This is a genomic window from Streptomyces sp. NPDC055400, from assembly GCF_053644375.1.
This window is the reverse complement of sequence record NZ_JBSHLM010000022.1, coordinates 152,828-176,512: the sequence shown is the minus strand read 5'-3', so window position 1 is coordinate 176,512 and position 23,685 is coordinate 152,828. Positions and strand designations below refer to the sequence as shown.

Genomic DNA, 23,685 nt, shown 5'->3' with positions numbered 1-23,685 from the left:
CGGTTGAAGGGCTTCCGAGCCGTCGCCACCCGCTACGAGAAACGGGCCTACATCTACCTCGGCACCGTCACACTCGCAGCACTCCTGATCTGGCTACGCACATGATCCGAGAAACAGTTCCTAGGAGTTGTCCGGCGTGCCGTCGGGCGTGCGTGACCTGAGTTGTCGTTGCGTCGTTAAGGCGGTCGGACTGAGGCGACGGTCCCGGCAGCGCTGAACCACCCCGCGAGTGGCGCAGCGAGAAAGCCCGAAGGTGCTCCGCATCTCGCCCTTCCTTCCTACGCGTCTGATCTGCCGATGCGTCAGGTCGCGGGACGACGCACGAGCGAGCCAGTGATGACGAAGCACCACGCACCCAAGAAGGGCCACCGCCGCCGCATGAAGGAAACCGGAAAGACCTACCAGCAGCTCCTGCGCGAAGCCGTCACCCGCGACGGCTCAGTCCCAGCTGCCACCTCGGCCTCCTGGCGTGACGATGTACCTCTGCCCGAGCCGTTGCGCCGGGCGATGCAGTCACTCACCTCCGAGGCTGTCATGAACTGTGAGGAGGTCCTGCGCTACACCGAGCCGGAACTCGCACACGACACGCAGCGCATGACCCTGTACCGGGCCACGGACGCCGCGGACACCATGAACTCGGTAGCCCTGCTGATGGCTGCCTTCAGCCAGCGCTCAGGGATGCCCCTCAAGGCTCTCGACTCCTACCTGCAAGCCCCCTATCAGCGTGATCGCTCGCTGGGGCCGACCGACAAGCACCAAGCGCAGCTGGCAGCTGTCCTCGGTGAAGCCGCCCCCGCTGAGGGCGAGGGCGTCTTGGCCAGGTATCTGCGCTCTGTGCATAGCGGGAGCGCCGGAATGCCTCGCGCCGACGACACCGAGCTGGAACGTGTGTGGACCGCAGCCAGTCTGCACGGTCTGCGCGCCGCGCTCTGCGACGACGTAGACGCGCTCGACGACTATCTCCCGTCCCACATCGCGCATCTCGCGAAGCAAGTGGCGACGGTTCTCGGCTCGTTCCAACCGCCGTCCGTCTGAGTCCTCAGAGCCGAACGCGGCGGCTCGCTTCGGTCCGCTTGGAATGCTGAGGGCCCCGATCCTCGGGAGCGTGCCCGGCTGGCACGCTCCCGGAATTCGGGGCCTCAATCGTCCGTTCTCAGGGCCGCAGCGCGGCGACGGAACGTCGTGAAGTCCGTGAACCGAAGCTCAATCGCGGCGCTCGCCTCCTCATCAGCCACTTGCTTCTGGTGAGGAGAAGCGTCCAGGACCTCGTCGCCGAAGGGCACGGCGTGCAGCGGCAGTCCGAAGTCCGGGTCGGTGAGAGCGTCGAGGATGGGGTTGGTATCGCGCGCGGCATCGGTGGCGTGGTCGAGCTCGATGCACCAGATGAGCGCATCCGACAGGCGGCCCGAGGGATGGGTGAGCCAGGCCGTGGTGGACTCGGCGGTGGAAAGCTCGCTGAACAGGGCCATGCGTCGCAGCAGGCCGCTGGTGCACCAGGCGCCGCGCTCGAAGCGCTGGGCCCATGCGTCGGTGAAGTATTCGTGGTGGAAGAGGATCTCTGCGCGGGTCCAGGTGGTGCGGTCGCGCCAGCACGGTTGCCAGCCCCGCTCCGTGATGGAGGCGAGCTGATCCTGTTCCGCGTGACGCCACACCCGGGGCGGCACACCGGTGAGCCACAGTGAGGTGGTCTGGCCGAGGCGGTACAACTCAATGCCGGTCTCGGTGCGTTGCCGGATGCGCAGCCCGGTGATCCCGTGAACGTCACCGGCGGGGTCGTGCACGGGAAGCAGGGTGCGCAGGAAACGGCCCGCCTCGCTCGCGTTGGCAACTTCCACCCTCACGGAATCGTGGAGCGGGCGAACACGGCACACCCCGAAAGGCCGCGTGGTGTCCGAGCGCACGGGTGAGCCGGCAAGCTCGTAGAAGACATACGCTTCCAGGATCTGCTGGTCGCATCAGATCAGCGGCCGCCAAGCGGACCTGCTCACGCCGAACCCGCTCCTCAGCCGTCAGCCCGCCACCATCGGGATACCTCATCCCTCCGGCATAGCGCAGCCCACGACATCCGTCACGACCCCACGTAACCCAAACTCTTAAAGATCTCTAGCTCCCAGTCGAGGCGGTCCTTCAGCTCGTCGAGGTCTGCATAGGGCACTTTTCGATCAACCTCCCATCTGATCTACTACGGTCGGATGTTGTGAATGTTCGATCGCAGAGGGTTCGCATACTCGTGCGATCGCACCCCGTTCGTACGTTTTACGTGACGGCAGTCGGTATGAGGGGGGCAGGGGAGCATGCAGGAAGAAGTGGTACACATCGCCATCAAGGGCGACATGGTCGCCATGTGTGACACACCGATTGACCGTTCAGCGCCTCGAGCGGAAGAACCCGAGCAAGCGACCTGCCAGGAATGCGTCGACACCTACATTGAGGGATGGGCCGCTTCGCAGGACGAGTACCCCGCACCCGCAGGTACGTCCCCTATGCCCACGTACCCGCCTTCAGCAGGTAAGCGACCGGCCTGGCTGATGGGCGCGGTTGGAACCGGCTTGGCTCTTGTAGTCGGCGGCGTCGTGTACACGTCCACAAGCGGAGGGGGCGCAAGCATTCCCGTGAGCGGCTCGGTTGTCGACTGCTCCCAGACCAGGCTGTTCCAGGCCGAGGGAAGCGCGGCGATGCAGCCCGCACGGGTTGCGCAAATCCGCTTCGTCAATGACGGGGATGAGCAGGAGACCTTTTCGCCACAAGTTGATGGCGTGACGCTCGTGAAGAACAACAGAAGTCCAGCCAAGTACACCCTCGATCCCCACGGCTCGACGGTGATTTCCTATTCCATGAACCCCGAGAAGTACGGCTCCAGCGAGGGAAGTTGCTACGCCCTGGGCATCACGGCTGTCCCGTGACGTCGCTGTCCCGTTAGGCGGGCCGCGCTCCCGGTCTGCCCCAGGGCGGCCGCTACCAGACCCCGTAAAACCACCCACCATGCGGAAACAGCAAAGGGCCCAGCACGCGGATTGCGTGTCAGGCCCTTTTCCTGAGGGCAGGGGTGGGACCGGGGACATCCCTCCCCTGCCCCGCCACGCTAGGCGACTCCGGTGCTGCTGGCGTCTTGGGTACGGCGGCTGTGGGGCGGAAACGCGAAAGTGCCTTCCTGACCTGGGACGATGAACCTTGCTGAGGGGTTCTGTCGGTCCAGGCGGAGGGCACAATCGGCGACGCCCGCCGGTGTTTCAGGGGTGGTCGCTCATGAAACATCCGGACACGCGGCGGTGGTCTGGCCGCTGCCGAGTGGGGTGAGTTCGAGGGTCTCGGCTTCGAGGGCCTCTTTCATGTCGGTGAACACGACCGGCCCTCCTACGCGGCGGTGGTGCGGGGCTTGCGCTGTGCAAGGTCCAGGAGCTCGCAGTTGCGCTTCTTCTGGGCGTCGGTGAGCGGCCGGGTCGAGCGGACTTACGCCTCTTCCGCGGGAATGGTCGGCCGTACGAAGGACCGGAATCAACCCGCCAACACGGTAAGGAGCGCTTCATCTGGCGGGGTCCGCCAGATGAAGCGCTCACGCCGAACCGGAGCCCCCTGAGGTCAGGCCTGATCTTGGGGGTATCGAGCTGCGTACCAGCTGGAGTCGATGGCGGGGTTGCGTAGGGTCTCCCAGAAGCGATCGTCCGGTATCGGTGGCAGGGGCGGGTTGCCCAGGTCCGCGTGCAGATCTGCACGCCATTCGACAGTGAGGTGACGGCGGATGCCCGCGCTCTCGCACACGGACCTGTAGGGCGATCCCCAGATCCCGTGCGCCATCTTCTCCGCGGCCCACCTGCGATGGTCGTCTCGGTGAGAGTTCGCCTGGACGAGCACCGTGCGCAGTCGCAGGGCCAGCGGGCCGGCCTGTTCCGGCCGTGGTGGGGCTTCACCCCGTTCCAACGCGTCCAGCGCCGACTTGATCTCCGGGTACTTGTTCAGGCCCGTTTCGACGGCCACTCTGCGCAGCTGCTTCCGCGCGCCCTCGGCCACCTGCTCACGCGGCAGGACCGCGAGCAGCGCACCGAGTTCCTCAAGCCCGCCCAGGAGACCCACAGGGAGGACGTCGGTGGGGCTGCAGGACAGGTTCAGCTCCGGCAACGGCGCATTCGGCCCGGGAAGGGGATCGTCGGCACTGCCCCACTCCGGGCGGGGAGGCCGGGTCCGTTCCCAGAACAGTCGGCCGTTGAAGGTGACGGCGCCTGCGGCCGGGCCGCTCTCAAGCTGGTCGGCCAGCTCTGCCAGATACCCGCCCAGCGAGTCGGCCCGCCCGAATTCGGTGCCGCTCTCGTCGAAGAACCGTCCAATCGCACCGTAGGAGTCCCGCCCACGGCGGCAGTCGATCGCGAGACCGTCAGCCGTCACCCCGTAGGAACCGAACTTCAGGAAGGCGTGGCTCCAGTAGTACTCGGCCTCCTCCTCGTCCAGGTCCTCGGCGATGCCGCGCATGAACCTGGTATCCCCGAGGATCTCGCTCACTGCGAGCAGCCGGTCGTGCGTGCTGAACCGGAAGGCTTTCGCCCCGTCCAGCGCCCCGTTGTGCCGGAGAAGTGACGCGACCAGGTCGGGAGGGAAGGCGACGCCCAGTTCCTTCTCCGCTGCCGCTATCTCCTCACGTCCCGCGGGCGGCCCGAGCGTGGCGAAGGTGCGAGGCGCATGCTCGCGCAGCCACTCGTCAATGCGGTTCCATGAATCCTGGACCAGGTCTTTTGCCATGCGCTGACTCTAGAGACAGGCACTGACAGCTTGATCACCGCTCGCCAGCCGCGGTAGCGGGACCACCGTCGTCGCCGTCCATGCCGTGCCCGCCACATCTGCCGCTCAGCCCCGCCAACTCCAGTGCTCACTCGCCAAGTGAAGCGCTCAGTCACAACAACGTCAGTCACAGGACATGTGACATTGAGCCGCAGGTGGCGAGTCGTACGCACGGGACCGCTGGTCAGGCGGAGTGATTGATTCGTAGTTGGCGGATCCGTTGCCTGGCAGTTGGCGAGCACCTAGCGGACTGCTTCGGATTGCAGCACCGGAAGAGGCAGGGTGTCAGTCCAGCCCGGGTGGCGGTGGTGCCGCAGAGAATCCCTGAAACATCCTATTCTGCCATGCCAAGTCCGCAGCCTCTTCGGCAAGCAGTGCCTCACGTGCCTCCAGCAGGGCGAGCTCCGCGTCCAGTTCTTCGCTGGACAAGCCTTCCGCCATCACGAGATACGCCTTCGTATCTTCATCCAGGTCTTCATCCACGCCGCTAGTGTGTCGCGCCGTCACCGCGTTGGCAGTCCGCCGATCGGCGGGTCGGCTGATGGCCCAAGGTGACTTGCGCTGCGGGTATTTCGCCCTCGGCAGGCCTGCCACCCGTATCGATCAGCGATCAGCAGAGTGCGTGTTCGTCGGTGCTGACCTGGCGGCGATCAGGGCTGCGATGCCGGAGAGGAGGGCCAGCACTGCGAAGAGGGTTGGGTAGCCGCCCAGTGGGGAGGCGAGTGCCGCGGCGACGAACGGTGCAAGGGCGGAGGCTGCCGTGGCGGGGGCGGCGAGGAGTCCGGAGAGACGGCCGTAGTGGGTGGTGCCCCAGCGGTCGGCGATGGCGGTGGCTTGCAGAAGGGTGAGGTTGCCGCGGACCATCCCGGCGGCGACGGACAGTACGACCAGAAGGGCGTACGGACCGGGGACTACTGCGAGTGCGGCGGTGGTGGCACCGCCCAGTGCGATGAGTGCCGTGGTGCGGGCGGTTACTGCGGTGCGGCGGGCGAGGGCGGCGTAGAGGGTGCGGCCGAGGGTCTGTCCGGCGCCGCCCAGGCCAAGGGCCCAGGCGGCTTGGGCGGTGGTGAGACCGCGCTCCAGCAGGAGCGGGACGAGGGCGACGACGACGGCGTACACGGCGAACGCCGACAGCGTGAGGGCTGCGGCCAGCATCCAGAACGGCCGGCTCCTGGCCACAGCGCCTGCCCCGCCTGTGGCGTGGGCAGGCGCGGAGGCAGCCTTCGGCCACGGCGCCTTGAGGGCGAGGGCGTGAGCCGGAATGGTGACGGCGGCGAGAATCAGGGCCAGAACCAGGTACGCACCGCGCCAGGAAAGACGGTCGGCGAGTACGGCGGTCAGGGGCGCGAAGACGGTTGAGGCCAGGCCGCCGGCCAGGGTGACGATGGTGAGAGCGCGGACATGGTCGGGGGCCCACCACCTGGTGAGGGCTGCGAATGCGGGCTGATAGAAGGTGGCCGCCATCGCGAACCCGGCCACAGCCCAACCGGTGAAGAAGACAAGCAGGTTGGGGGCGGCGGCGATGATGAGGATGGCCAGGACGCCGAGGGCGGATCCTGCGGTCATGACGGTGCGGGGGCCGCGGTGGTCGATGATCCGGCCGACGCGTATCCCGGCGATGGCGGAGATCAGCAGGGCGGCGGAGAACGCGGCTGTGGTCGCCCCGACGGGCCAGCCGGTCGTCGCCGTGATCTGCGGATTGAGGACCGGGAAGGCGTAGTAGACGATGCCCCAGCTGGTGATCTGGGTGGCGCACAGCGCGGGCAGCACAGCGCGCGGTCGCGACCGTTCCCCGGTTCCGGTCGCGACCGCGGTTGAGCTATCCAAGTCGGTCACGGGCAGCAGCCCCCGGCCGGCGCCGGGACGCTCTCGCTCTCAGCGGCCGGGTCCGCGCAGCACTGGGCAGCCTTCTGCTTGGTCATTGCTTCGGCGTCGGCCTTGACGACGTAGACCTCCCAGGGCTCCTGGCCAGGGCCGTGGACCCACACCTTGTCCTGCAGGGCGTAACAGCAGGTGGTGTCGTTCTCGACGTCGGTGGCCAGACCCGCGCCGGCGAGGCGAGTGGTGGCGGCGTGGACGGCTTCGGTGGTCTCGACCTCGACGCCGAGGTGGTCCATGCGGGTCTCCTCACCCGGGACGCCTTGGACCAGCACGAGCTTGAGCGGGGGCTCGGCGATGGCGAAGTTGGCGTACCCGTCGCGGAGTTTGGCCGGCTCGGTGCCGAAGAGTTTGCTGTAGAAGGCGATTGAGGCGTTCAGGTCGGGGACGCGCAGGGCGAGCTGTACTCGGGACATGAGAATCCTCCTGACGCGGGGATGGTGCCCCGGCCGGGTGGCCGGGGCTCTGGTGCGGATCAGCAGCAGCCGCCCGGGGACGACTCCTCAACGGTGAGGGCAGCGGCGGCTCCGACGCCGATCTGCACAACGGCAGGCACCGGAGCACAGCAGCCGCCACCCTCGCCCTGCTCACCGGCGGGATCGTCGAACAGGCCTGCGCCACCGCACACCCCGGTCTCGGGCAGAGCGAGTTCGACGCGGTCGGCGGACTCGGTGTCCCCGGCAAGGGCGGCGACGACGGAGCGGACCTGCTCGTAGCCGGTCATGGCCAGGAAGGTGGGGGCGCGGCCGTAGGACTTCATGCCGACCAGGTAGAGGTCCTGCTCGGGGTGGGAGAGCTCACGGTGCCCGTGAGGGTAGACGGTGCCGCAGGAGTGCTGGTTGGGGTCGATCAGCGGGGCCAGCTCGACCGGGGCCTCAAGGCGCTCGTCCAGGCCCAGGCGCAGTTCGGACAGGAACGAGAGGTCCGGGCGCAGGCCGGTCAGGACGATGACCTCGTCGACCGGGTCCAGGCGCCGGCCGTCCTCACCGATGAGGATCAGCCGGCCGTCCGCATCGCGCTCGACCGCGTCGGTGCGGAAGCCGGTGACCGCGTCGGCGTAGCCGTTGTCCACGGCGGCCTTCGCCGCCAGGCCGAGTGCGCCGCGGGCGGGGAGCTGGTCGGCGCTACCGCCGCCGAAGGTGGAGCCGCTGATCCCGCGCCGGAGGATCCACACCGCGTGCGTGCCGGTCTCGTCCTTGGCGAGGTCGGCGAGGGACGCCAGGGCGGTGAACGCGGACGCGCCGGAGCCGATCACGGCGGTGCGCTTGCCCGCGTAGCGGGCATGGACGGCCGGGTCCTTGAGATCGGGAACGCGGTAGGTGATGCGGTCGGCGACAGCCTTCTCGCCGAGGGCAGGCAGGCCGCTCGCGCCGGCGGGGCTGGGCGTGGTCCAGGTGCCGGAGGCGTCGATGACGGCGCGGGCGAAGACACGTTCCTCGCCTGCGGGGGTGGTGAAGTGGACGACGAACGGCTGGCTCTCACGGTCGGCGTCGACGATACGGTCACGGCCCGCGCGGGAGACCCCGGTGACCGTGGCCTGGTAGCGGACCTGCTCGCCCAGGGCGTCGGCCAGCGGCTGGAGGTACTTGTCGGCCCAGTCGCCTCCCGTGGGATAGGCGGCAGCGTCGGGCTTGGTCCAGCCGGTCGGCGCGAGGAGCTTCTCGGCCGCCGGATCGACGAGTTCGCCCCAGGTGGAGAACAGCCGCACGTGCGACCACTCGCGCACGGCGGACGCGGCGGCCGGACCGGATTCCAGCACCAGGTGCCCGATCCCGCGCTCGTTGAGATGGGCTGCGGCGGCGAGCCCGGCGGGTCCGGCTCCGATGACGACGACGGGGAGCTGCTGCTCGCTCATGACGGTCGGTCTCCTCAAGGTTGGTGGGGCGAATCAGCGGGCGAGGGAGAGCGCGGACATCTGGTTGCGCCGCTGATGGGCCGTGGCCCGGCAGGAGCTGTCGCAGACCTGAGCACGGCCGTCGCAGAAGCTGACGCCGGCCAGGTGACGAGCCGTGCGGCGGGCCCGGGCGGCGGTGAGAGCGGTGCGGATCAGTGCGGTCACGACAACCCCTTGTTTCGATGCCTGTCTATGCCTGGAGCTTGCCACTCGCATCGACGAGTGTCAACATAGACGCATGTCGAATTCAGAGGTTGTCGAGCTGACGGTGCTGGACGCCGAAGCTGTGGTGCCGTGCTGCCCGCCGATCACCGCCGGGGAGCTGTCGCAGGCGGACGCGGAGAAGATGGCCGTGATGTTCAAGGCCCTGGCCGATCCGGTGCGGCTGCGGCTGTTTTCCAAGGTCGCCTCGCACGCGGGCGGCGAGGCGTGCGTGTGCGACATCTCCGATGTCGGTGTCTCCCAGCCGACCGTCTCTCACCATCTGAAGAAGCTGCGTGAGGCCGGTCTGCTCACCTCGGAGCGACGCGGCACCTGGGTGTACTACCAGGTTGCCCCGTCCGTTGTGGCGGCGATGTCCGCCATGCTCGACCTGCGCACCTGAGCGCCGCGCGGCCTGCGGGCGACGCCGGTCAGCCACAGCCGGGCGGGCAGCAGCGCGCCAGGTACTCCTGCAGGGCGCCGAGCCGTTCGGCCATGCTCGCGCCGTCGGCGCGGTAGAAGACCTGCTTGCCCTCCTTGCGGGAGAGGACCAGGCCGCCGCGGCGTAGCAGGCTGAGGTGTTCCGAGGCGGTCGACGGCTTGAGGGCGCACCGTTCGGCAATCTCGCCGACGGTCAGCTCGGCGCCGCCCGTGAACTGCTGCATCACCTTCTGCCGGGTCTCGCTCGCCAGTGCCTTGAGGAAGTCGGCCGTGGCCGCATCCACTGCGGACTCTCCTCCACTGCTCTCGTTCACACCACTCCCCCCTCTCCGATCAACATTTCGTCACTTCCCGAAACAACGACTTGTGAAGGGTTCACGATCTCATGGCACACGCCGATCTCATCGTCATCGGCGCCGGACAGTCCGGCCTGGCCACCGCTGCCCTCGCACCCAGGCACGGCTTTGACCGCATCGCGGTCCTTGATTCGGCCGATGCGCCGGGCGGGGCCTGGCCGCGTTACTACGACAGCCTCACCCTGTTCTCCCCCGCCCGGTACTCGTCCCTGCCCGGCCTGCGCTTTCCCGGAGATCCGGGCCGCTACCCGACACGGGACGAGGTGGTGGACTACCTGCGCTCCTACGCCCGCCAGCTCACCGCGGACATCCACCTCAGTACGACCGTCACCTCCGTCACCCGCCGGGGCGATGCCTGGTCGGTGCGCGCCGGAGACGGCCGCGAGTTCACTGCACGGGCAGTGATCGCCGCGACCGGCGACTACGGCACCCCGCACCTCCCCGACCTGCCCGGGCTGGCGGAGTTCACCGGCCGGGTGCTGCATGCCGCCGACTACCGCACTCCGGACGGGTTCGCCGGGCAACGGACCGTAGTTGTGGGCGCGGGCAACTCCGCGATCCAGATCGCCGCCGAGCTCGGCGCGGTCGCCGACACCACGCTGGCCACCCGGCGGCCGATCGGATGGATCCCGCAGCGCCCGCTGGGCCGCGATCTGCACTGGTGGCTGAAGCACACGCGACTCGACATCGCCCCCATCCGGCAGCTGCTGGAGAAGGTCCCGGTCTCGGTCCTCGACGACGGCCACTACGCCACCGCCCTCAAGCAGCATGGCGTGGAGCGGCGGGAGATGTTCAGCCGCCTCACGGCCGAGGGCGCCATCTGGGCCGACGGCACGCCGGAAGCGGTCGACGCCCTTGTTCTGGCGACCGGTTACCATCTCGCCTTCCCCTACCTGACCAGCAGCGGCGCCTTGGACCCCGACGGTCGGCCGCTGCACCGCGGCGGCATCGCCACCGCCGTGCCCGGCCTCGGCTTCGTCGGCATGGAGTTCCAGCGCAGCTTCTCCTCCAAGACCCTGCGCGGCGTGGGCCGTGATGCCGGGTACGTGCTGGACCGCCTGTCGCCTCGCCGCTGAGCGTCAGCCACCAGCAGGCCGGTGGTTCCACAACTGGCCGAAGTCCCGCACTTCTTCCGCAGTGAGACCGCTGGGCCCGTGGGTGCGGATCATCGTGGTGTCCCAAGGGCGGCTGCCGTCATAGTTCGGCGTCAGCAGCACCCCAAGGGTCGCCAGATCGTCGGGACGGCCAGTGCGTTCGGCAACCTCGTGATGGCGCAGCATCACGTAACTGGCGAAGCTCGCCTGGACGTCTTCACCAAAGCGTGTGGCGCAGGAGAAGAGCGTCTGACGGGTCGCGTCCGCGTCGAGCTGACGCCTGAACCGCCACTTGACGTCGCCTTCAGGGACCTGGGCCACGTCGTCCAGCATGCTCAGCAGCAGCTGTCCCCACTCCTCCCGGATCCCCACCGGAAGGCGGTCGAGGTCGGAGAGCACGATGAGCCGGTCGTTCTCCGACACCCAGTTCCGCAGCATGCTGGTGGCCACGTCCTCCAGGATGAACCGGAGCACCAGGTGGGCGCGGGTCTCACCTGATTCAGCCGGGACCTGCGGCAAAAGAGGTGTGGAGAAAAGCGTGCCGCCGGGTCCGACTAGCTCGGTGTCGATGTCGGCCGGTGGGGCTGCGGCGTCGGCCGCGGCGCATTCGTAGTAGCGCACCGGCTCGTGGCCCAGTGCGATCTGTGGCTCGTCGGCGACGCGGAAGAGGTAGTCCAGCACGGCCGTGGTGGAGCGCAGCTGGTCGAAGAGGAAGTCCCAGTCGCGTCGGGTGAGCGCGAGCGCAGGCATCCCGATGGGCTCCCAGGTGGCCACCGTGTCTTCCGGCACCTGGTCGTGGTCCAGCAGGAACACGGCCATCCACTCGTAGGCCTCGCCCTTCAGCGGCAGAGTGCGGTCGCGCCCGTTGATCACGTCGGCCGGCTGAAGTCGCAGCGTGCGGACCGTTCCTTTGGCCTGCCGCATGGCCTTGGCCGTCACCTTCTGGATCCAGACCCGTTCCTCAGGGTCGGCCTTGGGCTTGATCGTCCGGCTCTTAACCTGAACCACCGCGCCCCGGCCGCCGCTGAGCAGAAGCCGGTCGCCCAGCTCGCGTTGGCCAGATCCTTTGCTGGCCAGAGCGGAGCGGAAGACGAAGTCGGGCAGACCCCAGGTGGCCGCGGCGACATGGGCTGCTTCCTCTGCGCCTATGCCGGGCTCGACACCGGCGGGCCGGGGCATGGCCGGCGGTATCTGGCGCACGTACGGGCCCTGAGGCGTGTCCACGATGAGCGTGAGGCCCGTCGGGTCATCTTCGTCAACGAAGCGCCACAGGGACGGAGTTGTGGATTGTTCGGTCACACCAGCCATTAGACGCGCCGGCCCCCTGCGTGCACGCGGAATTCTCCAGCCTGGCGTCGCCCGGACGTTCAGTGCGACACAAGTCGTGCCACGTCACGGGCCATCTCCCGGGCGGTGCGGCCGACGCCGATCAGGGTGGCGGACGCCGGGCCAGTCCAGTCGCCGTAGCCGAGCAGGTGCAACCGGGGCTCCCCTGCAGCGCGGGTGCCCTCGGTGGCGATGTGACCGCGCGGCCCGCGCAAGCCCAGCGGGGCGAGGTGGGAAAGGGCGGGGCGAAAGCCCGTACACCAGATGACCGTGTCCGCACGCACCCTTGTGCCATCGCTCCAGCGGATGCCGTTGGCGGTGAGCTCCTCGAACATCGGCTCCGCCTTCAGCAGGCCGGCATCCCGTGCCGCGCGCACCGGCGCAACGGCCACGATGTCGCCGAGCGAGGCGACGCCACCGGTGTCCGCAGTGCCCTCGTCCAGGGCCTTGCGGCGGGCCGTGGCGGCGTCGAACAGGGCACGGCCGTCGATGTCGTCGGCCAGGAAGCGCGGCGGGCGCTGGGTGACCCAGGTCAGGTCGATGCCGGGCTGGGTGGCGAGGTCTGCGGCGATCTGCGCGCCGGAATTTCCCCCGCCGACCACGACGACCCGCTGGCCGGTGAAGTCGGCGGGCCGCCGGTAGTTCACGGTGTGCAGCTGCCGTCCCGAGAACAGTTCCTGCCCCGGCACGGCGGGCAGGAACGGGCGCCACCAGGTGCCCGTCGCCGAGACAACTGCCCGTGCCGACCAGGTGCCCGAGTCCGTCTCGACCCGCAGCCGCCCGCCGTCCCTGCGCACCGCCTGCACGCGGACCGGTCGTTGCACAGGCAGCTGGTAGCGCTGTTCGTACTGGCTGAGGTACTCCACGACGTGGCCGGCGTCCGGGTACTCCTCGCCGCTCTGGGCGGGCATGAGCCATCCGGGCAGCGAGGAAAACGCTGCCGGGGAGAACAAATGCAGCGAGTCCCAGGTGTGCTGCCAGGCACCGCCGGGCGTGGACTGTGCGTCGAGGATGACGAAGTCCACGCCTTGGCGGCGCAGGTGGTAACCGGCGGCGAGCCCTGCCTGGCCGCCGCCGATCACCACCACGTCCACGGCGTGCGTCACGCGGACGTCGTCAGCGCGCGGGCGTCGAACTTCTTGCGCCAGGCGAGCGCGACGTAGACCAGGCCGATCAGCACCGGCACCTCGATCAGCGGCCCGACGACGCCGGACAGCGCCTGGCCGGAGGTGACGCCGAACGTGGCGATGGCGACCGCGATGGCCAGCTCGAAGTTGTTGCCGGCCGCCGTGAAGGCGAGGGTCGCGGTGCGGTCGTAGGCCAGGCCGAGACCCTTGCCCAGAAGGAACGTGCCGAAGAACATCACGGCGAAGTAGACCAGCAGCGGCAGCGCGATCCGCACCACGTCCACCGGCTGCGACGTGATCGTCTTCCCCTGCAGCGCGAAGAGGATGACGATCGTGAAGAGCAGGCCGTACAGCGCCCAGGGGCCGATCTTCGGCAGGAACTTGGCTTCGTAGTCGTCACGGCCGAGCTTCTTCTCACCGATGCGGCGGGTCAGGAATCCGGCGACCAGCGGGATGCCGAGGAAGATGACCACGTTCAGCGCGATCTTCCACATGGAGATGTCCAGGCTCTGACCGTCGCCCAGGCCCAGCCACTTCGGCAGCAGGTCGAGGTAGAACCAGCCCAGCAGGCCGAACGCGATGACCTGGAAAACGGAGTTGAGGGCGACCAGGACGGCCGCCGCCTCTCGGTCCCCGCACGCGAGGTCGTTCCAGATGATGACCATGGCGATGCAGCGGGCCAGGCCGACGATGATCAGGCCGGTGCGGTACTCGGGCAGGTCCGGCAGGAAGATCCACGCCAGGGCGAACATCACTGCGGGGCCGACGATCCAGTTGATGACCAGCGACGACACCATCAGCTTCTTGTCGCCGGTGACCGTGTCGAGCTTGTCGTAGCGGACCTTTGCCAGGACTGGGTACATCATCACGAGCAGGCCGAGCGCGATCGGCAGCGAGACGCCGCCGATCTCGACCTTCGCCAGGGCGTCGTTCAGCCCGGGGATCAGACGCCCCAGACCCAGCCCGACACCCATCGCGATGAGGATCCACACCGCCAGGTAGCGGTCCAGGGTGGAGAGCTTCTTGACGATCGAGTCGTCACTGCTGGCGCCGGGTGCTGACGCCTGGGTGGTGGGCTCGGTGGAGGTCACGGGCAGGCCCTCTTGTTCTCGGAGGCGGTACGGGCGGACTCGGCGAGTGCGGCGAACTGCTCGGACAGTCCGGCCAGGACCTCGGGGCGCAGCTTGTAGTAGGTGAACCGGCCGCACGGCTCCGTCTCCACCAGGCCGGCCTCGCGCAGCACCTTCAGGTGGTTGGAGAGGTTGGTCTGCTTGGCTCCGGTCTCCTCCACCAGGTGCGTCGTACAGAGCGTCTCCTGGGCGAGGAGAGTGACGATTTTCAGGCGGAGTGGGTCGCCCAGAACCCGGATCACATCAGTGTCGACTGAAGTCAGCATGGACTGATACTCTCACATCACTCGGTGCTGATACCAGTCGGTGCTGATCTTCTGGAACCCGCCGAAGGGGGTTCTCGTGTCCCCGTCCCCCGTCCTGCCCGACGAACGTCTCGCCGCAGGCGCCGCCCGCCTGGCCACCGCGCACCGCGGCCGCTTCTGCGCGGAGACCGTGCAGCGGGTCATCACCGACTCCTACGAGCGCCTGGCCGCGACTGCTCGCGTCTCCACGCACTTGGTCGTCCTGGCCGAGCGCCTGGCGGCCGAACGCCTGGATGCCCTGGCACACATCGAGGGGGCGCCGGGCAGCGGACTGCCCCGGGTGCTGTTCGTCTGCAGCCACAACGCCGGACGCTCACAGCTCGCCGCGGCCCTGCTCGCCCACCGCGCCCAGGGACATGTGACGGTGTCGTCCGCCGGCACCCATCCCGCCGCGGCCGTCGAGCCGGTGGTGGCCCAGGTCCTCACCCAGGCAGGCGTCCCGTCCGCGGAGAGCGCCTTCCCCAAGCCGCTGACCGACGAGGTGGTCCGGGCCGCCGACATCGTGATCACGATGGGCTGCGGCGACGCCTGCCCCGTCGTGGCCGGCCGTCGCTACCTGGACTGGCCTGTCGCCGACCCCGAAGGCGCCCCGATCGCCGTCGTGCGCACCATTCGCGACGCGATCGACGCGCACATCACCGAGCTGCTCGACTCGCTGCCGAGCACCGCCTGAAATCCCCTTTCACCCCGCCTGTTGAACTACACACTCCACACTACGAAGGAAGAACCGATGTCCTCCTCCCCGCTCGCCTCTGTGCTGTTCGTCTGCGTCCACAACGCCGGGCGCTCGCAGATGGCCGCCGGATTCCTCACCCACCTCGCGGGCGACCGGATCGAGGTTCGCTCCGCCGGCTCGATCCCCGGCGACCAGGTCAACCCCGCCGCGGTCGAGGCCATGAAGGAGGTCGGCGTCGACATCTCCGACCAGAAGCCGAAGATCCTCACGACCGAGGCCGTCCAGGCGTCCGACTACGTGATCACGATGGGTTGCGGCGACGCCTGCCCGATCTTCCCCGGCAAGCAGTACCTCGACTGGGCCCTCGAAGACCCGGCGGGCAAGGGCGTCGACTCCGTGCGCCCGATCCGCGATGAGATCAAGACCCGCATCGAGGCCCTGATCGCCGAGATCGACGCGAAGCAGGAGGCATGAGCGGCGTGACCGACTCCGGCATACGCGAGGTCGTCATCATCGGCTCCGGCCCCGCCGGATACACCGCCGCCCTCTACACCGCCCGCGCCCAGCTCAAACCCCTGCTGTTCGGCAGCTCCATCTTCGTGGGCGGCTCACTCACCACGACCACCGAGGTCGAGAACTTCCCCGGCTTCCCCGAGGGCGTCGATGGCCCGGCCCTCATGGAGAACATGCGGGCCCAGGCCGAACGCTTCGGTGCGGAGATGGTCGACGACGACATCGTCGAGGTCGACCTCACCGGCGACATCAAGCTGCTCACCGATTCGTCCGGCACCGTGCACCGGGCAAAGACCGTGATCGTCGCGACCGGGTCCGGCTACCGCAAGCTCGGCCTGGACAAGGAGGACGCGCTCTCCGGGCGCGGCGTCTCCTGGTGCGCGACCTGCGACGGGTTCTTCTTCCGTGACCGCGACATCGTGGTTGTCGGCGGCGGCGACACGGCAATGGAAGAGGCCACCTTCCTCACCCGCTTCGCCAGGTCCGTGACCATCGTCCACCGACGCAGCACGCTGCGTGCCTCCCAGGTCATGCAGAACCGCGCTTTCGCCGACGACAAGATCTCCTTCGCCTTCGACAGCGAGATCGCCGAACTCCGCGAGGAGAACGGCATGCTCGCCGGCCTGACCTTGCGCGACACCTTCACCGGCAAGACTCGTGAACTGGACGCGACGGGCCTGTTCATCGCGATCGGCCACGACCCGCGTACCGCGCTGTTCACCGGCCAACTCGACCTCGACGACGAGGGCTACATCCAAGTCGCGACACCCTCAACCCGCACCAGCCTCGCCGGTGTCTTCGCCGCCGGGGACGTCGTCGACCACACCTACCGCCAGGCCATCACCGCCGCCGGCACCGGCGCAGCCGCCGCCCTCGACGCGGAGCGCTACATCGCTGCCCGCACAGCCGATCAGACCCAGGACAGTAAGCCCAGCGTCACGGTCTGACCACGCCGACAGGCACAGCCCCCGCTTCGTGAATCCGAGCGGGGGTCTGTGCTGTTGTGACTGAGCGGTTCAGCTCGCCAGCGAGCACTCCTCCAGTCCTTTGGCACAGGCTCTGATCACCAGGAACCGCCAGGGCAGGGCACAGATGGGGCGGGGTTCCGCGGACGCGAGCCTCAGCTCCGCAACCGTCGACGTTGTTCGAACGCCCCACTGATCTCGCGGCGAATCTCCGCCGAGCCGTGTCGCTCAACGTGGCGCCACACGTGACCCCATTGCCCGGAATCCTTCTCTGGCACGGCCGCGGCCAACCCTCGTAGCGTGTTGCGGAAGTCGGTCCGTCCGAGTGCGAGCACTTGATCCGCGGCGTGCAGCAGCGCGGCGGTAGCGGCTGCCGAGGGAGGCGGGTGGTCCCAGTTCAGGGATGATGCCCGCTGGCCGCGGTGATCGAGCCGTGCTGCGGTCTGTCTTCGTCGATCTTCGATGTAGTGAGCCATGCTCTCGGTGGTCGCGCTCGTCGTGAACTCTCGGCCCTGCGGCCAGCTGGCTGCAAGAAGTACGGACAGGGCTCGTAGCTCTGTGAAGTAGCGGCGTGCAGCGCTGGCATCGGAGGTCTCTTCGAGTTGCTCGCGGATCCGGTCTTGAAGCCTCAACAAGGCGGGCGGAAGGGGCTGGTTGGGGAGTAATGCGGTATCGAGCCGGGCCCCGCACAGGGTGAGCCGATTGGGGGTTGGTTCCTTCTTGGGGTTTCGGCATTGGGCCGGGTGGAGGCCGCTGAGCCTCATCAGCGGCAGCAGTTTGCAGCCGACGTTGTCGAATACGTGCGCCGACCTGGAGCAGGAGGGGCAGGTATGGCGCAGGAAGGTGGAGTGGGTGGGGCAGGTGAAGATGACGGCCAGTCGCCATTCGGCTTTCCAGGGCCCGCCGTGACGCCGCTGGATGACGGAGCCGTCCCCGGCCAGGCACGCAGGGCAGTAGCGGGTGAAGGTCGAGAAAACCCAGGCGTCGATCGGGGTACGGCTGGACTTCTTGCCGGGTGCGACTTTCAGGGACTCGCTGATGGGTGGGTAGCGGTCGGCGTGGGTTGCCAACACGAGCCGGGATGCTTCGGCGGTGGAGAGGCGTGTGGCGTGCGCGAAGGCTTCGAGCCGGTCGTCGAGGGTCACCAGCAGCCTGCCGGGAATGTAGGTGGCGTCGCTCTTCTGGATGCCCGTTCGCTCGATGAGGTGGGAGGGCGACAGGTCCAGGCGGTGGGAGAGCCGCAGCAGCGGGCCGGGCAACCCCTCGCCGGACAGGGGCGACAGCGTGCGGGGAAGTGGGTCCGGGATGTGGTGGATGGCGATCAACCGCCCGCGTGGGCGGGTCCGTGGTCGTCGAAGACCGTGTTCCGGCGGCGGCCGGAGGCTCGGCCTTTGGCCGGAGCCGGACGGGACGAGCCGGGGATGTCAGGGACTTCGCCGGCTTGGGGGTCGCGATCGGGGTCGTCGAGGCTGAGGACGATGTCGTCGAGAAGCGCTTCGTCCAGCAGTTCCTTACCGCTGTCCATGGCTTCCTGACAGCCGTCCTCGATGAGTCGTTCGAGCAGGCCGAGGACTCCGTCGGTCCGGCGCATGAGGTATTCGGGCATCGCGCCGCCGGTGAGCATGCCCGGCGGGGCTTTCAAGAGGCGCAGGTTGGCCTGCAATCCTGCCAGGTGATCACGGAAGGCAGTGATCTGGGCTGGGCTGGAGTAGCGGAACCGGTCGAGTTCGACCAGGTCGAAGCGGCGTTCAGTCTGGGTTGCCTCCAAGCCATGGACGCGCGCGTGCTGCGAGGAGGGCAGTACCCACTGACGGGTCTTCTCGTCCCAGTGGCCTTGGCGCAGAAGGCCTGAGCCCAGAATGTCGACGCCCACCAGGACCAGGGTGACGTTCATGCTCATGAAGGCGCGGATCAGGTCGAGTGTGTCCTGGTCGTCGGCCCGGTGCATGCGCAGCCGGGTGATGTCGTCGAGGATGAGGGCCTTGGTGCCGTGGTCGTCGAGGGAGTCAGCGACCTGCCGGATCAGCTGTGGCAGCGTGAGGCGTTTAGTTTCTGCTCCGAAGAAACCAGCACCGCCTGGCAGGTGCTTTTTGGCTTCGCGGTGACGGGAGTCTGTGCGTAGGCGACAGGTGCGTGCAGGTCACGCGTGCCGTCCACAGCCCGTGGGTGGGCGTGGCTGTGCACGGCGAGCCAGGCGTCCTCAAATGCTGCGGCCACTTCACAGACCGTTTCCGTCTTTCCTTGGTAACCCCAGCCGGTGACCATCACACCAGCCCGGGCCGAAGGGCGGGCCTTGAGCGCGTTGTTGCGGATGCGCCGGTTGACCAGGCGGGAGACCTTCAGCGACATCGGCGTCTCCTGCAGCGGCAGGTTCACGTGCGTCGCGGTGCGGTGCAGGTCATAGAGCGATCGGTCCCGCGGGCTCAGCGCTCGCCATTGCTGGAACGTGAGCTGGGGAGCGGGAGTGAACCGGCCTCGGCTCGTGCGCCATTGCTGCCAACCGGCGTAGGTGTCCCGCCGTGGGGACGGCTTGATCAACTGGGCAAGGCTGCCGGGATCCAGGTCATGACTCACGTGTTCTCCTTCGGCTGGCCAGCAAGGTCTGCGTCCTCGTCAGCGGGAAGCAGGAACAGGGCCCGGCGTCGCAAGGAGTCACCCAGCCGCGGCGGGGGTACGGGGCCGGGCCGGTCCCGTACGGCTTCCTCGCGCCGGCGCCGCCGGTCGCTGTCCACGGCGTCGCTGACATTGCGGGCCTGCTCCGGCCAGCTCAGAACTGTCCCGTCTCCGTCATGCGCGGATGCGGCAGGCCGGTCACTGCTGGCGGATCGAGCCTGGTGGGCCTGCCGAGCGCGCCGGGTGCGCTCGCGCTTCTTGTCTTGCTGAGTCCGCCATTCCTTCACTGGAGTCACGGACCCCAGCAAGTCCAGGAGGACTGGGAGGAGTTCGGCCTCTGCCTTGGGCGCGAGGCGTTGCCGCCTGACTTCTGCAAAGAGTTCTTCGACGGTGCGGTCGGAGAACGCAGGGACCTCACCCTCTGGCGGGAGACCGGTCCAGCGCAGGACGTGCCATTGGTCGTGATCGGCTGCGTCCTGGAAGAACACGGTGCGGCGGTCACGGCGGTCACTGTGGACCACCCACTTGCCCTTGTGCCGTCCACCGCGGGCGGAGGGCTGCTGGTGACGCGGCTCGTCGAGGACCTCGGCGTGGTACCAGAGGCCGAGAATCTTCACGCCGCGAGCTGGGTGGATTTTCACGTAGTGCTTACGGAGCAGCTTGTAGTAGAGCTCCGGTTTGGGGATCTGCAGGGCGATCCCGCCCTGGTGCATCGACGCGGCGAACAGCGAGTTCGGGCTGTGTTCCTCACCTGGGCCCCATGCGGGCGCATACTCCCCCAGCACGCGGTTCTGCCACACCTTCACCATCCAGGTCGCGAGTAGGTGTTCCATCTGCGCGATGGTCAGCGCCGCGTCTGCTTCCGGGTCCGCGCCGCGGTCGGCGACGTCGGTACCCGTATAGCCGAGCAGGTGCTCCAGGAGCAGGGTGTTGATCGCGCCGAAGGCCCACTCGACGGCGGACTTGTCGGTCGGCCGCAGAGCCCGCGCCGGCAGGATCGTGCAGCCCAGAGTCCGCTCGGCTTCCACCACCTCGTGGTTCTTGTAGGGCCCGCCGTGGTCAGTGGTCACCGTCTCCGGCGGGAAGAACGGCAGCGCAGCGACCTTATGCCCCGCAAACTGGGCGACAACGGCGGCCGGGACGCCCGGGTAGGGCCACTCCATTTCCTCGCCCCAGCCCTCGCGCATCGGGAGCGGCATCATCACGTCCCGCAGCAGCATCGCGACGTCGACCGACGTGTCCGACACCATCGTCAGCCGGAACGCGACGATCGAGTGCGTGTAGAGGTCCAGGGCCAGAGTGAGCATCACGGTCACTGGCTCTCCGAACACCAACTCACGGACCTTGACGGGCAGCGGCGTGGTGTCCAGCGCGACCACCTGCCCCGGCCTGTGTACGACCACCCGTTGCGAAGCGACCTTTGCGGCCTCCGCCGAGCGGACGTAGCGCTGGCGGGCCCCGCCGGGCCCGAACCACTCCGGCCAGACGTTGCGCAGGGTGAAGTAGCTGGGGATCTTCTCGGGGGGAAAGTCGGGGAAGGTCTCACGGACGTACTGGTGCACGAGCCGGTGTCGGGCTCGCATGCTGATCCGCGAACGCTCCAGACACTCCTGCCGCACCGCGAAGATGGCCTCCCGGATCTCCTCGGTGATGCTCGGACGCCCTCCGCTCTTCCGCGTCCAGCGCCCGTCCGCGCAGGCCACGACCAAGTCGTCGGTGCTGCGTGCTGCCAGTCGCTCCAGCGTGCGCAGGCTCATGTTCGCGAGGCCGAGCATTGCGGCCTCCTCCGCTCCGAGCTCGGCCAGCTCTGCCGCCTTGGTCCGGCGGCGCTCGCTCACCGTGGTCCGCTCCGGATCGTAGGTCGGCCGCGGTTCACCTGGCAAGGCCCGGGTCGCATGACCGGACCGGAAGCCGGTCTCAGCCTCCAGCACGTGGGCGGCCCGTAAACGGGCCCGCTTCAACTGGTCCTCGGTCAGGTCCATGGCCGTGGTCGGCTGACGAAGAGTCTCTCCCGGGGCACCAGGTTGTGTCGGCGTCACGGGCCGACAGTCCGGGTGGTGCATGAGCCAGCGAATCGACCGGACCTCACTGCGTCCCTCTGCGCAGTGGAGAACGACCTCGCCACGCTGAGGCGTGATCTCCTCGACAGTCCAATGAACCCCGTGAAGCCGCAGTCTCACACCCGGAGCAAGATCCAGCAGAGGCGTCATCCGTCCACTCCCGTCTCCCTCACCGGGCTGCCTCCGCTCTCCCAAGCAGGCCAGACCACGGACGCGTCCCTCAACGGGAGGCCGAGCTCCACACTCAGACGGCGATGCCAGAGCATGTGCAGAGCGTGAGCCCGGGCCACCGCCGGCAGCGACGTCGCTTCCACCAGTCGCCCGAACTCGATCGGCCCGGCACCCGCTGCCGATTCCAATTCGTGCTGCAGCTCGAGCGGATCCTGGAGCGGACGACGCTGAGCCGACAGCTGGTCCAGCACGCTATGGACGTGAGGCGCCCATCCCGACACCACGGCGTAGCGCCACCCAGTCGCCGCAGCCAGCTCCTGGGCAGCGGCGAACTTCAGCTCATCGCTCTCCTTGACCAGGCGCCACGGACGAACGTCGAGCAGCCACCGGCCACCGTCCGGCATGACAGCCAGGAAGTCCGGCGTGTGTTCCGCCCGCCCATTCGCATGTTCAAAGCCGAGCCGGAACGGCTGCGGAAGAACCTCGGCCACCGTCACGAAGTCCAACGCGAGCAGCAGCCGGGCCTCCTCCAGAGACTCGAACCCGTGATGACGGTCGGTGGACACCATGTACAGGAGCCCCGGCCGATGCCGCTGGCGCGCCCTCCAGGTGAACCGCCGAACCGGTTGAGACGACAGCAACGGCACCGCCGCCAAATCGCGGAGCGGCCAGGTCACCTCATCCCCCGACCACCGGCGGAGCCAGGTGCCGCCCACCGCTAACCGCCGACGTACGGCATGGCGGATCTCGTACGCGAGGGCCAGATGGTCCAGCGTGCAGACGTGCGAACGAATGCCCATCCTTCCGTGTGTCACCACACCAGCACAGCAGCACAGAAGGCGCGGTAGGTCCGCATGTTCGGCCGCACCACGCCAGCCGCGACGCCGGCCCAACCGGACACCTCCCCCACTCCCGCGGCCACTCGAACTCTCAGCGACGGAACCGCGGGCTCGGAACTGCACCCCTGGGCCGATCTCCAGCCCGCAGGGACCCGCTCCGCAGACCTGCGCCGCCTGGGCCACCGCTCCCCCGGATCCGCAGGATGAGCACCGTGCCGGCGCCCAAGGCCCTGCGCGAGGGGGGAGCGGGCACCAGCACGTCGCGGCCGCCGCCCCCGCCAGGTCCTGCGAGTCCATTTCCATCTCCACCACTTCCAGGACCCGGACCTGATGTTCGAGCAACTCCTCCTACTCGTCGAAGACATCACGCCGGCGCATCAGCCCTACCCTCAAGATCACAGCGTCGACCTGGACATCACCGGCGCGCTGAGACTGTTCGACCGCTCACCCCACGAACTGGCCCAGCTCCTGCGGCTGAGAACGATCGCCCTGTTCGGCGTGCGCGCCACCGTGGCCGGCGGCCCCAGTTCGCTCATCGCCGCCATGGCCGCAGCCGCCACCCCGTTCGGTCACATCACCGTCAGCGCGGACGACGACGCGTCGGTGGCCGCGTTCCTGCGGCCGCGACCGCTTGCCGCGCTCCCCGGTATCGGGCCCGCGACCGCCAAAACCCTGGTGTGTGGCGGCCTCGACGCGCAGGATGACCCGCTCATCGGCCCAGCCGCGCGGCACGCGCACGGTGCGCTGGTACCAGACCCAGCCGACGTGGTCGCGGATGGCGCTGTCGGTGAACAGGTCGTTGTAGCTGGCCGGCACAGGGGCTTCGAGCGGGGTGCCGAGGGGGCCGGTCCACGGCTGGTCGCCTGCGCCCGCCGCGGTGGCGAACTTCCACAGGCCGTCGAGGTTCACCAGTTCGCGGGTGGCGGTGGAGCGGGGTTTCAGCATGGAGTGGTCTTCTCAAGGGTGGATCGCGGCGGGCGCTGGGACCGTCTCGTGGCACCTGACGTCATCGGCTGCGAAGGCGCCCTGGACGGTGATGTCGCCGGCTTCGAATCCGCGGCTGCCGTCGGGGACGGCGCGGGCCGAAGCTCGGGATGAGTCCGACGCGCGCCTTGGCCCGCAGGACGCGGTGCACGGCCTGGTCGACGACCTTCTCGTCGAGGCGCCCGGACTCCACCTCGGTGCCGAGTTGCTCGTAGATCTTTCCGTGCGGAAGGACCACGTCGATGCCCGCCGTCAGCGACTGGACGGCGGCCTGCCCGGGCGTGGTGGCGGTGTGGAAGTCCTGGACCAGCATGGGCAGGGCGTCGTAGTCGCTCACCACGA

The 23,685-nt window shown here is 68.5% G+C and carries 26 protein-coding genes and 3 pseudogenes; 9 read left to right on the top strand and 20 right to left on the bottom strand.

The window, feature by feature from the left end:
* Window positions 1–105: pseudogene (locus ACWIGU_RS42185) on the top strand (IS5/IS1182 family transposase); the annotation flags it as partial.
* Between the two features lie 231 nt (window positions 106–336).
* Window positions 337–1,035 carry a hypothetical protein gene (locus ACWIGU_RS42180; RefSeq protein WP_454407157.1) on the top strand — a complete coding sequence of 233 codons (699 nt, stop codon included), beginning with the start codon at window positions 337–339 and terminating at the stop codon, window positions 1,033–1,035.
* A 104-nt stretch (window positions 1,036–1,139) separates the two neighbouring features.
* On the opposite strand, the gene ACWIGU_RS42175 is transcribed toward ACWIGU_RS42180, so the two are convergent.
* Together ACWIGU_RS42175 and ACWIGU_RS42170 are read right to left on the bottom strand one after the other, a co-directional pair.
* A complete protein-coding gene (locus ACWIGU_RS42175; RefSeq protein WP_454407174.1) occupies window positions 1,140–1,841 on the bottom strand; it encodes a hypothetical protein in 702 nt (233 codons plus the stop codon).
* A 112-nt stretch (window positions 1,842–1,953) separates the two neighbouring features.
* Window positions 1,954–2,037 (bottom strand): annotated as a pseudogene (locus tag ACWIGU_RS42170) (helix-turn-helix domain-containing protein); the annotation flags it as partial.
* 257 nt (window positions 2,038–2,294) lie between these two features.
* On the opposite strand from ACWIGU_RS42170, the gene ACWIGU_RS42165 reads away from it, so the two are divergent.
* Window positions 2,295–2,903 (top strand): hypothetical protein, encoded by a 609-nt coding sequence (locus tag ACWIGU_RS42165; protein ID WP_454407156.1) that lies wholly within the window; start codon window positions 2,295–2,297, stop codon window positions 2,901–2,903.
* A 676-nt stretch (window positions 2,904–3,579) separates the two neighbouring features.
* On the opposite strand, the gene ACWIGU_RS42160 is transcribed toward ACWIGU_RS42165, so the two are convergent.
* The 6 genes from ACWIGU_RS42160 to ACWIGU_RS42135 form a co-directional block, all read right to left on the bottom strand.
* Complete coding sequence (locus ACWIGU_RS42160; protein ID WP_454407155.1) at window positions 3,580–4,731, bottom strand: SMI1/KNR4 family protein; 1,152 nt, start codon at window positions 4,729–4,731, stop codon at window positions 3,580–3,582.
* Between the two features lie 324 nt (window positions 4,732–5,055).
* Window positions 5,056–5,253: a hypothetical protein gene (locus ACWIGU_RS42155; protein WP_454407154.1), complete on the bottom strand. Its 198-nt coding sequence runs from the start codon at window positions 5,251–5,253 to the stop codon at window positions 5,056–5,058.
* A gap of 120 nt (window positions 5,254–5,373) precedes the next feature.
* The gene (locus tag ACWIGU_RS42150) at window positions 5,374–6,606 is read right to left on the bottom strand and encodes an MFS transporter (RefSeq protein WP_454407153.1); all 1,233 of its coding nucleotides are present in this window, start codon (window positions 6,604–6,606) and stop codon (window positions 5,374–5,376) included.
* On the bottom strand, window positions 6,603–7,064 hold the full coding sequence (locus tag ACWIGU_RS42145; RefSeq protein WP_454407152.1) for an ArsI/CadI family heavy metal resistance metalloenzyme: 462 nt from the start codon (window positions 7,062–7,064) through the stop codon (window positions 6,603–6,605). The genes ACWIGU_RS42150 and ACWIGU_RS42145 overlap by 4 nt, the downstream gene beginning before the upstream one ends.
* Window positions 7,065–7,123: 59 nt before the next feature.
* Window positions 7,124–8,503, bottom strand: a complete 1,380-nt coding sequence (locus tag ACWIGU_RS42140; RefSeq protein WP_454407151.1) for an NAD(P)-binding domain-containing protein — start codon at window positions 8,501–8,503, stop codon at window positions 7,124–7,126.
* Window positions 8,504–8,536: 33 nt separating this feature from the next.
* The gene (locus ACWIGU_RS42135) at window positions 8,537–8,707 is read right to left on the bottom strand and encodes a hypothetical protein (RefSeq protein WP_454407150.1); all 171 of its coding nucleotides are present in this window, start codon (window positions 8,705–8,707) and stop codon (window positions 8,537–8,539) included.
* 73 nt (window positions 8,708–8,780) lie between these two features.
* On the opposite strand from ACWIGU_RS42135, the gene ACWIGU_RS42130 reads away from it, so the two are divergent.
* On the top strand, window positions 8,781–9,146 hold the full coding sequence (locus tag ACWIGU_RS42130; RefSeq protein ID WP_454407149.1) for a metalloregulator ArsR/SmtB family transcription factor: 366 nt from the start codon (window positions 8,781–8,783) through the stop codon (window positions 9,144–9,146).
* A 28-nt stretch (window positions 9,147–9,174) separates the two neighbouring features.
* Here the strand turns inward: ACWIGU_RS42130 and ACWIGU_RS42125 are convergent, their stop codons facing one another.
* A complete protein-coding gene (locus ACWIGU_RS42125) occupies window positions 9,175–9,468 on the bottom strand; it encodes an ArsR/SmtB family transcription factor (RefSeq protein ID WP_454407147.1) in 294 nt (97 codons plus the stop codon).
* 101 nt (window positions 9,469–9,569) lie between these two features.
* Between ACWIGU_RS42125 and ACWIGU_RS42120 the strand changes: the two genes are divergently transcribed.
* A complete protein-coding gene (locus ACWIGU_RS42120; RefSeq protein ID WP_454407146.1) occupies window positions 9,570–10,616 on the top strand; it encodes a flavin-containing monooxygenase in 1,047 nt (348 codons plus the stop codon).
* Window positions 10,617–10,619: 3 nt separating this feature from the next.
* On the opposite strand, the gene ACWIGU_RS42115 is transcribed toward ACWIGU_RS42120, so the two are convergent.
* From ACWIGU_RS42115 to ACWIGU_RS42100, 4 genes are all read right to left on the bottom strand, one after another.
* On the bottom strand, window positions 10,620–11,933 hold the full coding sequence (locus tag ACWIGU_RS42115) for a hypothetical protein (RefSeq protein WP_454407145.1): 1,314 nt from the start codon (window positions 11,931–11,933) through the stop codon (window positions 10,620–10,622).
* A 68-nt stretch (window positions 11,934–12,001) separates the two neighbouring features.
* The gene (locus tag ACWIGU_RS42110; RefSeq protein WP_454407144.1) at window positions 12,002–13,066 is read right to left on the bottom strand and encodes an ArsO family NAD(P)H-dependent flavin-containing monooxygenase; all 1,065 of its coding nucleotides are present in this window, start codon (window positions 13,064–13,066) and stop codon (window positions 12,002–12,004) included.
* Window positions 13,063–14,178 (bottom strand): ACR3 family arsenite efflux transporter, encoded by a 1,116-nt coding sequence (gene arsB / locus ACWIGU_RS42105; protein WP_454407142.1) that lies wholly within the window; start codon window positions 14,176–14,178, stop codon window positions 13,063–13,065. The genes ACWIGU_RS42110 and arsB overlap by 4 nt, the downstream gene beginning before the upstream one ends.
* A complete protein-coding gene (locus ACWIGU_RS42100) occupies window positions 14,175–14,483 on the bottom strand; it encodes an ArsR/SmtB family transcription factor (protein ID WP_454407141.1) in 309 nt (102 codons plus the stop codon). Before ACWIGU_RS42100 ends, arsB begins: the two co-directional genes overlap by 4 nt.
* 76 nt (window positions 14,484–14,559) lie before the next feature.
* Between ACWIGU_RS42100 and ACWIGU_RS42095 the strand changes: the two genes are divergently transcribed.
* The 3 genes from ACWIGU_RS42095 to trxB are packed head-to-tail and all read left to right on the top strand — an operon-like array spanning window position 14,560 to window position 16,658.
* Window positions 14,560–15,195 (top strand): arsenate-mycothiol transferase ArsC, encoded by a 636-nt coding sequence (locus ACWIGU_RS42095; protein WP_454407140.1) that lies wholly within the window; start codon window positions 14,560–14,562, stop codon window positions 15,193–15,195.
* A gap of 57 nt (window positions 15,196–15,252) precedes the next feature.
* Window positions 15,253–15,672, top strand: a complete 420-nt coding sequence (locus tag ACWIGU_RS42090) for an arsenate reductase ArsC (protein WP_454407139.1) — start codon at window positions 15,253–15,255, stop codon at window positions 15,670–15,672.
* A complete protein-coding gene (gene trxB / locus ACWIGU_RS42085) occupies window positions 15,669–16,658 on the top strand; it encodes a thioredoxin-disulfide reductase (protein WP_454407138.1) in 990 nt (329 codons plus the stop codon). The genes ACWIGU_RS42090 and trxB overlap by 4 nt, the downstream gene beginning before the upstream one ends.
* Before the next feature lie 173 nt (window positions 16,659–16,831).
* On the opposite strand, the gene ACWIGU_RS42080 is transcribed toward trxB, so the two are convergent.
* The 5 genes from ACWIGU_RS42080 to ACWIGU_RS42060 all read right to left on the bottom strand — a co-directional run bounded on the left by ACWIGU_RS42080 (window position 16,832) and on the right by ACWIGU_RS42060 (window position 22,320).
* Window positions 16,832–18,001 carry a TniQ family protein gene (locus tag ACWIGU_RS42080; RefSeq protein WP_454407136.1) on the bottom strand — a complete coding sequence of 390 codons (1,170 nt, stop codon included), beginning with the start codon at window positions 17,999–18,001 and terminating at the stop codon, window positions 16,832–16,834.
* A complete protein-coding gene (locus ACWIGU_RS42075; RefSeq protein ID WP_454407134.1) occupies window positions 17,998–18,624 on the bottom strand; it encodes a hypothetical protein in 627 nt (208 codons plus the stop codon). The genes ACWIGU_RS42080 and ACWIGU_RS42075 overlap by 4 nt, the downstream gene beginning before the upstream one ends.
* 74 nt (window positions 18,625–18,698) lie before the next feature.
* Window positions 18,699–19,250 carry a hypothetical protein gene (locus tag ACWIGU_RS42070; RefSeq protein ID WP_454407133.1) on the bottom strand — a complete coding sequence of 184 codons (552 nt, stop codon included), beginning with the start codon at window positions 19,248–19,250 and terminating at the stop codon, window positions 18,699–18,701.
* The gene (locus ACWIGU_RS42065; protein ID WP_454407132.1) at window positions 19,247–21,499 is read right to left on the bottom strand and encodes a transposase; all 2,253 of its coding nucleotides are present in this window, start codon (window positions 21,497–21,499) and stop codon (window positions 19,247–19,249) included. The genes ACWIGU_RS42070 and ACWIGU_RS42065 overlap by 4 nt, the downstream gene beginning before the upstream one ends.
* The gene (locus tag ACWIGU_RS42060; RefSeq protein ID WP_454407131.1) at window positions 21,496–22,320 is read right to left on the bottom strand and encodes a TnsA-like heteromeric transposase endonuclease subunit; all 825 of its coding nucleotides are present in this window, start codon (window positions 22,318–22,320) and stop codon (window positions 21,496–21,498) included. The genes ACWIGU_RS42065 and ACWIGU_RS42060 overlap by 4 nt, the downstream gene beginning before the upstream one ends.
* Before the next feature lie 54 nt (window positions 22,321–22,374).
* Here ACWIGU_RS42060 and ACWIGU_RS42055 point away from each other — a divergent pair.
* A pseudogene (locus ACWIGU_RS42055) lies at window positions 22,375–22,566 on the top strand (hypothetical protein); the annotation flags it as partial.
* Window positions 22,567–22,803: 237 nt separating this feature from the next.
* Here the strand turns inward: ACWIGU_RS42055 and ACWIGU_RS42050 are convergent.
* Together ACWIGU_RS42050 and ACWIGU_RS42045 are read right to left on the bottom strand one after the other, a co-directional pair.
* Window positions 22,804–23,304 carry a hypothetical protein gene (locus tag ACWIGU_RS42050; protein WP_454407130.1) on the bottom strand — a complete coding sequence of 167 codons (501 nt, stop codon included), beginning with the start codon at window positions 23,302–23,304 and terminating at the stop codon, window positions 22,804–22,806.
* A gap of 61 nt (window positions 23,305–23,365) precedes the next feature.
* A complete protein-coding gene (locus tag ACWIGU_RS42045) occupies window positions 23,366–23,680 on the bottom strand; it encodes a glycoside hydrolase family 3 N-terminal domain-containing protein (RefSeq protein WP_454407129.1) in 315 nt (104 codons plus the stop codon).
* Window positions 23,681–23,685: the final 5 nt, after the last annotated feature.

Coding starts and splice junctions, on each gene's coding strand:
- ACWIGU_RS42180 (WP_454407157.1), top strand. CDS start 337: ATGACGAAGCACCACGCACCCAAGAAGGGCCACCGCCGCCGCATGAAG.
- ACWIGU_RS42165 (WP_454407156.1), top strand. CDS start 2,295: ATGCAGGAAGAAGTGGTACACATCGCCATCAAGGGCGACATGGTCGCC.
- ACWIGU_RS42160 (WP_454407155.1), bottom strand. CDS start 4,731: ATGGCAAAAGACCTGGTCCAGGATTCATGGAACCGCATTGACGAGTGG.
- ACWIGU_RS42145 (WP_454407152.1), bottom strand. CDS start 7,064: ATGTCCCGAGTACAGCTCGCCCTGCGCGTCCCCGACCTGAACGCCTCA.
- ACWIGU_RS42140 (WP_454407151.1), bottom strand. CDS start 8,503: ATGAGCGAGCAGCAGCTCCCCGTCGTCGTCATCGGAGCCGGACCCGCC.
- ACWIGU_RS42130 (WP_454407149.1), top strand. CDS start 8,781: ATGTCGAATTCAGAGGTTGTCGAGCTGACGGTGCTGGACGCCGAAGCT.
- ACWIGU_RS42120 (WP_454407146.1), top strand. CDS start 9,570: ATGGCACACGCCGATCTCATCGTCATCGGCGCCGGACAGTCCGGCCTG.
- ACWIGU_RS42100 (WP_454407141.1), bottom strand. CDS start 14,483: ATGCTGACTTCAGTCGACACTGATGTGATCCGGGTTCTGGGCGACCCA.
- ACWIGU_RS42090 (WP_454407139.1), top strand. CDS start 15,253: ATGTCCTCCTCCCCGCTCGCCTCTGTGCTGTTCGTCTGCGTCCACAAC.
- trxB (WP_454407138.1), top strand. CDS start 15,669: ATGAGCGGCGTGACCGACTCCGGCATACGCGAGGTCGTCATCATCGGC.
- ACWIGU_RS42075 (WP_454407134.1), bottom strand. CDS start 18,624: ATGCACCGGGCCGACGACCAGGACACACTCGACCTGATCCGCGCCTTC.
- ACWIGU_RS42065 (WP_454407132.1), bottom strand. CDS start 21,499: ATGACGCCTCTGCTGGATCTTGCTCCGGGTGTGAGACTGCGGCTTCAC.
- ACWIGU_RS42060 (WP_454407131.1), bottom strand. CDS start 22,320: ATGGGCATTCGTTCGCACGTCTGCACGCTGGACCATCTGGCCCTCGCG.
- ACWIGU_RS42050 (WP_454407130.1), bottom strand. CDS start 23,304: ATGCTGAAACCCCGCTCCACCGCCACCCGCGAACTGGTGAACCTCGAC.